Origin of the sequence: Polynucleobacter sp. AM-25C3, from assembly GCF_018882335.1 — a bacterium.
Classification (GTDB): Bacteria; Pseudomonadota; Gammaproteobacteria; order Burkholderiales; family Burkholderiaceae; genus Polynucleobacter.
Window position 1 is genome coordinate 68873 of the sequence record NZ_JACVOS010000007.1, and the last position, 10476, is coordinate 79348.

Here is a 10476-nt window from a genome sequence, read left to right on the forward strand (position 1 = left end):
CTTGTTATTTAAGTACTTCTAAACTACGTTAAATGGCTTTCAATATCCGGGATTACTTCTTGTCATCCACTTCTTTGAAATCAGCATCCACTACGTCAGCATCCGGCGCAGCAGCTTGTGCTCCACCAGGAGCTGCGCCAGGAGCAGCACCGCCACCAGCCTTAGCCTGTTCAGCGGCCATGGCTTTTTCGCCTAACTTCTGACTTGCTTTACCCAAAGCTTCGGTCTTTGCTTCAATGGCAGCTTTATCGCTACCTTTGATTGCTTCATCCAGTCCTTTTAAGGCAGCTTCAATCGCTTCCTTCTCGGATGCTTCTAAAGAAGCGCCATGCTCTTCTAAGGCTTTCTTGGTTGAGTGAGCTAAAGCATCAGCAGTATTGCGTGCGGTTACCAATTCCAATGCTTTTTTATCTTCATCGGCATTCGCTTCAGCATCTTTCACCATGCGCAGAATTTCTTCTTCGGTCAGACCAGAGTTTGCCTTGATGGTGATTTTGTTCTCTTTGCCAGTGGTTTTGTCTTTTGCAGTCACGTGCAAAATACCGTTGGCATCAATATCAAAGGTCACTTCAATTTGCGGCATACCGCGCTGTGCTGGAGCAATACCTTCCAAATTAAACTCGCCGAGCAATTTGTTAGCAACCGCCATTTCACGCTCACCCTGGAAACACTTAATCGTCACCGCAGGCTGGTTGTCTTCCGCTGTGGAATACACCTGTGAATGCTTAGTAGGAATAGTCGTATTCTTTGGAATCATCTTGGTCATCACGCCGCCCAAGGTTTCGATACCCAATGACAATGGAGTTACGTCCAAGAGCAATACGTCTTTACGATCACCTGACAAGACAGAACCCTGAATCGCAGCACCAACAGCAACGGCTTCGTCTGGGTTTACGTCTTTGCGTGGCTCTTTACCGAAAATCTCTTTTACCTTGTCCTGAACAGCAGGCATACGGGTTTGGCCACCAACTAAGATCACATCATCGATTTCAGCAGGATTCACACCAGCATCTTTAATTGCAGTTAAGCAAGGACCAGCCGTACGGTTGATCAATTCCTCTACCAAAGACTCTAACTTAGCGCGAGTGAGCTTCAAGTTCAAATGCTTAGGACCGCTTGCATCAGCAGTCACGTATGGCAAATTGATTTCAGTTTGTTGCGCAGATGACAATTCGATCTTGGCTTTTTCAGCAGCGTCTTTCAAACGCTGCAAGGCCAATACGTCTTTACTCAAATCAACGCCTTGCTCTTTCTTGAACTCAGCGATGATCCAATCAATGATGCGTTGGTCAAAGTCTTCACCACCTAAGAATGTATCGCCGTTAGTGGAAAGCACTTCAAACTGCTTCTCACCATCCACGTTAGCAATCTCAATAATGGATACGTCAAATGTACCGCCGCCTAAGTCATACACAGCAATCTTGCGATCCACTTTGTCTTGTTTGTCGAGGCCAAATGCCAATGCTGCTGCAGTTGGCTCATTGATGATGCGCTTCACGTCCAAACCAGCGATACGACCTGCATCTTTAGTTGCTTGGCGTTGGCTATCGTTAAAGTAAGCAGGAACAGTAATCACTGCCTCAGTCACTTCTTCGCCGAGGTAATCTTCGGCTGTCTTTTTCATTTTGCGCAGGATTTCTGCAGAGACTTGTTGTGGCGCCATTTTTTTATCGCGCGCTTCAACCCATGCATCACCGTTGTCCGCTTGAACAATTTTGTAAGGCATCAAACCAATGTCTTTTTGCACTTCAGCATCAGTAAATTTACGACCCATTAAACGCTTTACCGCGTAGATCGTGTTTTTAGGGTTAGTAACGGATTGGCGTTTTGCAGGCGCGCCAACCAATACTTCGCCATCTTCTACGTAAGCAATGATGGATGGAGTTGTACGGCCGCCTTCGGCGTTCTCGACAACTTTAGGTGCATTGTTTTCAACAACGGAAACGCACGAGTTCGTGGTTCCTAAGTCAATTCCGATAATCTTTCCCATAATGGCTCCAAAAAATTAAGTTATGTGTAATTTCGTAAAACTGCGAATAAATCGATATTCAATAAATGGGGTCAAAAAGAGGGAATTCAAGGGCTAAAAGAGCAAAAAAGGCAGAAATCTGCCTTTTTTATCTCACTTCTTTGCCAAAAACCCCTAATTTGGGGCCTGAAATAGCTTATTTGGGTGCACTTACGGTTACCAAGGCTGGACGCAGAATGCGATCAGCAATCGAATATCCCCTCTGGAGCACTGAAACTACGGTATTTGCCTCTTGGTCTGATGGCACTGAAGCAATTGCTTGATGGTGGTGAGGGTCGAACTTTTCACCTACAGCAGGATTAATCTCAGTTATGCGGCCTTTTTCGAAAGCTGAGAGTAGCTGTTTGAGGGTGATTTCTAGACCTTCTTTGAAGGCTTTAGCATCCACCGCTTCTGCGTTCAGGGCTGCGTACAAGCTATCTGTTACTGGCACCAGATGCTCGGCAAAACTCTCAATCGCAAACTTATGTGCCTTAGAAACATCTTCGGCAGCACGGCGACGAATATTCTCACCTTCAGCCTTCGCGCGAAGGTAGCTGTCTTGCATCTCTGTTAGCTTTTGATTTAACTCAGTAATTTCTTGCTCGGGAGTCTTGACTTCGGCAGCAGCAGGGGCTGCATCAGCGCCACCTTCGGGCTGAATATCTGCAACTGGAATTTCTTGCTCAGGAGACGGGTTTTGATTTTCTTGGGTCATGGGTGCAAATTCACTTTTCTTTAAGAATCACTAGTTCTGAACAATATGGGGTCAATCAAGGCAATTTCAAGTGCGATTGAGTTTAAGCAATATTGGCCTTGGCTAACTCGGCCAAGCGGTTGCGCTCAACCAATTGAGCATCAGACTCCACACCCAAACTCCAACCAGACAAATGCTCTTGGGCAATGTCATACATCGCCTCAATCCATTTTGGATTGCTATTAAGACAAGGAATATAGCGGTAATCTTTTCCACCATGCTCCAGGAAAATCTCACGCGCTTCCATAGCAATCTCCTCTAGGGTCTCTAAGCAATCCGCCGGAAAGCCAGGGCAAAAAATATCCACTCGCTGACACCCTTCTTTGCCTAGCTTTTCAATTGTTGGTGCAGTGTAGGGTTTGAGCCATTCCGCTTTTCCAAAGCGAGATTGGAAGGTCACTAAGTATTGCCCAGGCTCTAGACCCAAAGACTCGCCAAGCAAGCGGCCTGTTTTTAAGCACTCACAATGGTAGGGGTCACCCTTCATTAAATTACGCTTTGGTAAGCCGTGAAATGACATCACCAGGCGATCGCCACTGGCAAAATTAGGGCGTCCGTCTTTATCCCATGCGCTAAGCACTTGATCACGCAACGCGGAAATATACGCAGGGTTGTCGTGATAGTGCTTTACCAAACGCAGCTCAGGTTGGTTGCGCCACGTTCCGAGAACACGAAACACCTCATCAAAGCTGGAAGCGGTAGTTGTCGCTGAGTACTGTGGATACAGTGGCAATAATAAGAGACGCTCCATGCCTTCCGCCTGAAGGGCTTCAAGGGCTTGCTGGGTGGAAGGTTGGCCATAGCGCATTGCCAAATCTACCAGTACCACTTGACCGTGATGAGCAAATTTCTCACCTAGTTCTTTTGCTTGCAGGCGTGAGTAATGCATCAGAGGGGAGCCCAATTTTGGCAGCCAAATCGAAGCGTATTTTTTTGCAGAGGCGCTACTGCGGATCGGCAAAATGATCCCGTTCAAGATGCACCACCAAATAATCCGTGGGATCTCAACTACGCGAGGATCAGATAAGAATTCTTTTAAGTACACCCTCACCGCTTTTGCTGTTGGTGCAGAAGGTGTACCTAAGTTCAGCAATAAAACTGCTGTCTTAGAAGGGCGTAAGTGGGGGTTTTGATTCAAGGGGGATCCGTCTGAATTAAAGAGAGCTAAAAAATATTATTGTTATTAGAAGCTGATTGGAGAACTCAATGCGCCCGATAACAACTTCGAAGTAATGTCGACAATCGGGATGACGCGATCATATGCCATGCGGGTTGGCCCAATCACACCCAGAGTTCCCACGATTTGGCCATCAACACTGTAAGGCGCACTAATCACCGCCAAATCTTCATATGGCAGCAAATCACTTTCCCCACCAATAAAAATCTGAATGCCATCAGCATGGCTTGAGACATCTAACAATTGCATCAAGACTGATTTCTGCTCAAGCATGTCGAACATCTTACGCAACTTATCTAGATTGGTGCTGAGGTCACCGACATTCAATAAACGTCGCTCACCTGATAAGAGTACATCTCCTTGACCCATGCCGTAATCACTTACGCCACTGTGCAACGCTAAGGCCATTAAACCAGAGATGTCAGTGCGCAAATTATCCAAATCGGAAGCGAGATGCGCCCGCACCTCAGCAAAACTCTTGCCGGCAAACTGCATATTGATGTAATTGCCTGCCTCGACTAACTGGCTTGGCGTGTAATCCTGCGTGGTTGGCAGGATGCGGTTTTGAACGTCCCCTTCAGGGGTCACCATGATGAGCAAGATCTTGCCCTCTCCAAGTCGCATAAATTCAATATGCTTAAACACTTGAGCCCGCTTTGGCGTCATCACGACCCCAGCAAAATGGGTCAAATTAGACAGAATTTGCGCAGCGGAGTTCAGCACCCTTTGCGGAGAATCTGGCAAAAGCCCTTTTTCCATCTCGCGGGCAGCTATTTCTTCTAGAGGGCGAACGGTCACCATCGTATCTACGAACAAGCGATAGCCCCTAGGGGTTGGGATACGACCGGCCGAAGTGTGGGGGCTAGTCACCAGGCCCATTTCCTCTAAATCCGCCATGACATTGCGAATCGTGGCCGCAGAAAGATCCAATCCCGAGAATCTAGATAGGGTGCGTGAGCCAATAGGCTGCCCCTCCTCGATATAGCGCTCGATGAGGGTTTTCAGTAAGGCGCGGGAACGATCATCCATAGTGGAAGGGATTTTATGCGTATGGTTTAATCGTTATATGTTAAGCCCATCCCCAAATTCCAGCAAAAAGGCATTTAGCCGGGTTGCGCTTGTCGGCAAATATCAAGCTGATGGCATGCAAGAGCGCATCAGCGAGCTAGCGCTACTCCTAGCCCAGCTAGGCTGTGAAGTCTTTGTCGAGAGCGCCACTGCGACCCACCTAGGCCTAACAGCCTATCCCATCAAAAAAGTGGAAGAATTTGCAGGGGCCATTGATTTAGCAGTAGTTTTGGGCGGTGACGGGACGATGCTTGGAATTGGGCGTCAACTGGCTGGCAGTCATGTGCCTCTCGTCGGCATCAATATGGGTCGCCTAGGCTATATGACCGATATTCCCATTCAGAGCGTCCAAACAGTCTTACCGCAAATTATTGCCGGTGACTATGAAGCGGATACGCGAACCTTGCTTGACGCTGTTGTACTTCGCAATGGTAAAGAGATTAATCAAGCCCTAGCTTTAAATGATGTCGTAGTGAATCGCTCCGGAATTTCTGGAATGGTTGAACTCGCAGTTCGAGTTAACGGTTCATTTATGTACAACCAGCGATCCGATGGATTGATTGTGTCAACTCCTACCGGCTCTACTGCTTACGCCCTTGCAGCTGGCGGACCCATTCTGCATCCGCGAGTAGCTGGAATTTTGTTGGCACCGATTGCACCGCATTCTTTATCTAACCGCCCGATCGTATTGCCCCAAGATATTGTGGTGAGCATTGAGGTAGTTGATGGCAGAGAAGTGATTGTGAACTTTGACATGCAATCACAAACTAATTTGCAATCAGGCGACACTATTGAAGTCAGTCAATCTAAAAAAACAATCACCCTACTTCACCCTCGCAGCCACAGTGACTACAAAGCCTTGCGAGAGAAGTTACATTGGAATGAGTATCCATCGACATTCTAATGTTGAATTATTCGGTACGCTAAGGCATGCTTCAAACCCTATCGCTTCGCGACTTTGTCATTGTTGATCAACTAGAGCTAGACTTTTCTTCTGGCTTTACCGTGCTCACTGGCGAAACGGGCGCCGGTAAATCTATTCTCTTAGACGCCCTCAGTCTGGTTTTAGGTGAACGCGCAGATAGCAGTCAAATTCGTGAAGGCTGTAATCGCGCTGAAATTAGCGCCCTCTTTCGCATTGATCCCCAGCAAATTGCGCACTTCAATCTTTGGCTGGATGAACAAGGTTTCCCGACGGAAGATGAAGGCCAAAACCTGCTCCTAAAAAGAATGGTAGAAGCCAATGGCCGCAGCCGCGCATTTATCAATGGCAGCGTGGCAACCTTGGCACAACTGCGAGAAGCTGGCGATCAGCTGGTAGATATTCATGGGCAACACGCCCATCAACTATTGCTTAAAGGTGGTGCGCAACGCGAGCTGCTAGATCGCCATGCCAATCACATGGACTTAGTTGTTGAAGTTACACAACTATTCAAAGCGCTCAATGATTCTCGCCGTCGCTTAGAGCAAGCAGAAAACGCTGGGCAAGACATCGAACGTGAGCGTGAACGTCTGGAATGGCAGCTAGAGGAGCTCACTGAGCTCTCACCGCAAGAGGGTGAATGGACCGCCATCCAGAGCGAACATGCTCGTTTGGCCAATGGCGCAAAAATTATTAGCGGTTGCCAAGAGGCAATCGATGCACTTAGTGATGCAGACAACTCCGTTGAATCAACCTTGTCTAAAGCCAGCACCAATATGAGCGCATTAGCAGAGCACGACTCCGCACTCAGCGATATCAGTCAGGCCTTAGAGTCAGCCCAGATTCAGATTGATGAGGCGGTGCATAGCCTGAATCGCTATCTACAAAAACTTGATTTAGATCCTGGGCGTCTTAGTGAAGTTGAGGAGCGCATGCAAGCACTGCATGGCGCCGCCAGAAAATACCGCACTGAAGCAGATGACTTACCAAAATTACTTCACGACACTACCGAACGTTTAGAGGCGTTGACGGCCTCTCAAAATATGGAAGCCTTGCGCGAAAAAGTCAAACAAGAAGAGCTGGCTTATCTCAAGCAAGCAAAGCATCTCTCACAAAAACGCAGTAAAGCAGCGCTAGATTTAGGAAAGCAAGTCACCACCGCAATGCAAGACTTATCTATGGCCGGTGGTCAACTAGAGATCGCCTTACTCCCTTTGACCGAGAGTGGCGCTCATGGGCTTGAGCAAATTGAGTTTTTGGTTGCTGGACATGCCGGCAGTACCCCGCGTTCATTGGCCAAAGTAGCATCAGGTGGCGAACTCGCTCGCATCAGCTTAGCTATTAGCGTAATCACCAGCAAAGCCTCATTTACGCCAACACTGATATTTGATGAAGTCGATGCCGGTATCGGTGGCGCTGTTGCAGAGACTGTCGGCAAATTATTGCGTCAACTTGGTGAGTCACATCAAATTCTTTGCGTGACCCATTTGCCACAAGTGGCTGCACAAGGCAATCACCACTTTAAGGTCAGCAAATCTCAAGCGGGCGATAAAACATTCTCGCAAGTTGCGCAACTAGGTAGATCCGAAAGAGTGGAGGAGGTAGCGCGCATGCTTGGTGGAGCTACGATTACCGATACTACACGTCGTCATGCGCGAGAATTGCTGGAGCAGAGTTAAGTTTTTTCAAACATCAGAAGGGGCATGAAATATTTCTTGCCACAAACCCAGCACAACTTCTCTTGCTTGAACTAGTTGAGGCTCAAGCTCCAAATCTACCCGCGTCTTTTCTGCGCCATCCAAACGCAAGCGATGTTGACGCGCTCGGAGCAGACGATAGGCATCGCCCACCTCTTGAGCCATTGAGGCCTGAATTAAGCCCGCCTCCCCCGCAATACGCAGTAAGGCAATATTGCCTAGATTTCCAATGAGTTGCGAATAGGTATTTGAAAACGCCAAGACTAAAAATTGGACGATAAATTCAATATCGACCATGCCACCGGCATCGTGCTTTAAATCAAAATCAGCACTAGGGTTTGGATGTCCAGCATGCACTTTGCGACGCATTTCTAAAATCTCAAGACGTAGCTGATCAATATCACGCTTTTGACTCAAGACCTCAAAACGCACATCATCGAAAAATGTGCCAACCGCTTTGGAGCCCGCAGAGAATCTTGCTCGCGTCAAAGCCTGATGCTCCCAAACCCATGCGGCGTTATCGCCCTCACGTAACTGATACTTTTTAAATGCGTCGGCATTCGTCACTAAGAATCCAGCCGAGCCATTCGGGCGAAGGCGTGTGTCGATTTCAAATAAACTTCCCGCCGAAGTGTAAGTAGTCAACCAATTGATCATGCGCTTTGCCAGAAGGGCGTAAATTTCTTGGGCTGCAAAATCAGTTTCTTCAGCTTGATATAAAAACACCAAATCCAAGTCTGAGGCGTATCCCAACTCCTTGCCGCCCAACTTGCCATAAGAGATCACCGCAAACGGTGCACTCGCATCTGCGGGTAATCCAAACTTCTTGACAACGCTAGGCCACACACGCTCGAAGGTAGCCTGCAATATTAAGTCTGCCAAAGCGGATAAATGATCGCTCACCTTCTCCACGGAAAGTTCATGATCAACCCCAATTCCTAAATCTGCCAATAAAGTAATAAAGGTTTCGGTGTGATGGGTAACACGCAAAATATCCATTGCTTGTTCTGAACCATCCCCATCTGCCATGACATCATCCAGACGCATCTCCAGGGTGTTCTTAACCTCTTTCCAATATTCTTCAGGATGCTCAATCAGCGCTTTCTCGATGCGTGAGTTGAGTAAGTAATCCAGCAAATGGGGATGTCGGGTTAAATATTCCGCGCCCCATTGCGATGCCTTAAGCAAAGCCAACACATTCGATAGCGCCTGAGGGTATTCAGACAGAATAGATAGATAGGCGCTACGCCGCGCAACCGCCTCCAGCAAATCAAAGAAGCGAAGTAAAGTCAGATCCGCGCTAATTAAAATGAGTTGATCTGCTTGCAAGCTATCTGCAGCCTTGCGAATGAGGTTATTAAAAATTAATCTACTTTTCTCGGGCAACTGCCTTTGCTTGGAACTATCAGCCCAAGCCAGCCAACGAGCCGCAGACTCTGGAAATAGTGCGCCATCAGGCTCCCAACCTGCCGGCAATGAAGCGCTGTCCAGACGCGAAGCATCATCGAGCACAAATGCCTTTTCAAAGTATTGGGCAACTGCCGTTTGATGCTTGTCGAGTTCACTCAAGAAAATGGCTTGCTCTTGAATCTGGTCAGGGCCAACCATGCTGGATGCCAAGCGGCTGCGGGCTCCTTCATCCTCAGGTAGATAGTGCGTCTGCTGATCCTCCCATACCTGAATACGATGCTCTAAGCGCCTCAAGTAAACATAAGCTGCTTTTAAGGCATCCACTTCTTCGGCAGGCAAGATGCCTTGTTGTTTTACCAACTCCAATACTTCCAAGGTTGGGCGAATCCGAAAACGAGGATCTGTACCACCACGCATTAATTGAAACATTTGAGCTAAGAACTCAATCTCACGGATGCCGCCACGACCCAACTTAATATCTTTTGATCGGCCATGGTGATTTGACGAACGCTTCTCTGCTTCGTGCTGAATTTGCGCGTGCAGCTCTCGAATCGAGGCAATGACCCCGTAATCCAAATGACGTCGATACACAAAGGGGCGAATGAGCTGATCTAACTCACGCTCGCAATAGGCAAAATCAGGAGAGTGAGGTAACGGAGAAATTAACCTACCCTTAATCCAGGCATAGCGCTCCCATTCCCTACCCTGGACCAACAGGTACTCTTCGAGCATATCGAGACTACAGACCAATGGGCCAGAATCCCCATTAGGTCTTAAGCGCATATCCACCCGAAATACAAAGCCATTTGCATCATGCTCTGCCAATAACTTGATCAGGCGCTTACCCATACGAGTAAACCACTCATGAAAAGACAAGCTCTTGGGCGCACCTTGGGTCTCCCCTTCGTGCTCGTATAAAAAAATGAGGTCAATATCGGAAGACAGGTTGAGCTCCAGACCCCCCAATTTACCCATGCCAACCACCATCAATGGCATCTCCGAATCAGTAACCCTGCTCCAAGGAAGTCCAAACCGCTGCCCAAGGTCTTCACGAATGTAGGCAATTGATAAGGCAACTACCTCCTCAGCAAAATGACTGAGGGCATGCGTGACCTCTTTTAAATCAGCTATGCCATTCAGATCTCGGAATGCAATCCAGAGCATGAGGCGCTGCCTAGCCAGCCTCAGATCCGCCATAAATTGAGCCTCATCCTGCTCCGGGACAGCCAGAGCGGCCTGGCAGGCGCTCAATAAACCCCTAATCCCGTCAACATCGACTTTTTGAGAGCTCTGAGACTGGAGCCAATCCGCCCATTCTGGACGAGAATTCAGCCAGCGTTGCGCATAGCTAGAATGCTGCTTTAGAAATTCAATTTGGGCGGGAAAATTGGTCATTTCTCCATCTTAATCCGACTCCAGACTGAAACGCGCAGAAGC

General features: G+C 48.0%; 7 protein-coding genes. 2 read left to right on the forward strand and 5 right to left on the reverse strand.

Annotation, left to right across the window (positions count from 1 at the left end):
* Positions 1–52 precede the first annotated feature (52 nt).
* From dnaK to hrcA, 4 genes are all read right to left on the reverse strand, one after another.
* Positions 53–1990: a molecular chaperone DnaK gene (gene dnaK / locus ICN12_RS06390; RefSeq protein ID WP_216271664.1), complete on the reverse strand. Its 1938-nt coding sequence runs from the start codon at positions 1988–1990 to the stop codon at positions 53–55.
* 175 nt (positions 1991–2165) lie between these two features.
* Complete coding sequence (gene grpE, locus ICN12_RS06395) at positions 2166–2726, reverse strand: nucleotide exchange factor GrpE (RefSeq protein WP_216271666.1); 561 nt, start codon at positions 2724–2726, stop codon at positions 2166–2168.
* 82 nt (positions 2727–2808) lie between these two features.
* On the reverse strand, positions 2809–3903 hold the full coding sequence (gene hemH / locus ICN12_RS06400) for a ferrochelatase (RefSeq protein ID WP_216271668.1): 1095 nt from the start codon (positions 3901–3903) through the stop codon (positions 2809–2811).
* Between the two features lie 45 nt (positions 3904–3948).
* The gene (gene hrcA, locus ICN12_RS06405; RefSeq protein WP_216271670.1) at positions 3949–4971 is read right to left on the reverse strand and encodes a heat-inducible transcriptional repressor HrcA; all 1023 of its coding nucleotides are present in this window, start codon (positions 4969–4971) and stop codon (positions 3949–3951) included.
* 37 nt (positions 4972–5008) lie between these two features.
* Here hrcA and ICN12_RS06410 point away from each other — a divergent pair, with 37 nt between their 5' ends.
* Positions 5009–5914, forward strand: coding sequence for an NAD kinase (locus tag ICN12_RS06410; RefSeq protein WP_216271672.1), 906 nt, complete (start codon positions 5009–5011; stop codon positions 5912–5914).
* Between the two features lie 26 nt (positions 5915–5940).
* Complete coding sequence (gene recN / locus ICN12_RS06415; protein WP_216271674.1) at positions 5941–7611, forward strand: DNA repair protein RecN; 1671 nt, start codon at positions 5941–5943, stop codon at positions 7609–7611.
* A gap of 6 nt (positions 7612–7617) precedes the next feature.
* Here recN and glnE read toward each other — a convergent pair whose 3' ends face one another.
* Complete coding sequence (gene glnE, locus ICN12_RS06420) at positions 7618–10434, reverse strand: bifunctional [glutamate--ammonia ligase]-adenylyl-L-tyrosine phosphorylase/[glutamate--ammonia-ligase] adenylyltransferase (RefSeq protein ID WP_216271675.1); 2817 nt, start codon at positions 10432–10434, stop codon at positions 7618–7620.
* Positions 10435–10476: the final 42 nt, after the last annotated feature.

What these genes read in the sequence shown, in the direction of transcription:
- hrcA (WP_216271670.1), bottom strand. Translation starts at nt 4,971, where the DNA reads ATGGATGATCGTTCCCGCGCCTTACTGAAAACCCTCATCGAGCGCTAT.
- dnaK (WP_216271664.1), bottom strand. Translation starts at nt 1,990, where the DNA reads ATGGGAAAGATTATCGGAATTGACTTAGGAACCACGAACTCGTGCGTT.
- glnE (WP_216271675.1), bottom strand. Translation starts at nt 10,434, where the DNA reads ATGACCAATTTTCCCGCCCAAATTGAATTTCTAAAGCAGCATTCTAGC.
- ICN12_RS06410 (WP_216271672.1), top strand. Translation starts at nt 5,009, where the DNA reads ATGTTAAGCCCATCCCCAAATTCCAGCAAAAAGGCATTTAGCCGGGTT.
- grpE (WP_216271666.1), bottom strand. Translation starts at nt 2,726, where the DNA reads ATGACCCAAGAAAATCAAAACCCGTCTCCTGAGCAAGAAATTCCAGTT.
- recN (WP_216271674.1), top strand. Translation starts at nt 5,941, where the DNA reads ATGCTTCAAACCCTATCGCTTCGCGACTTTGTCATTGTTGATCAACTA.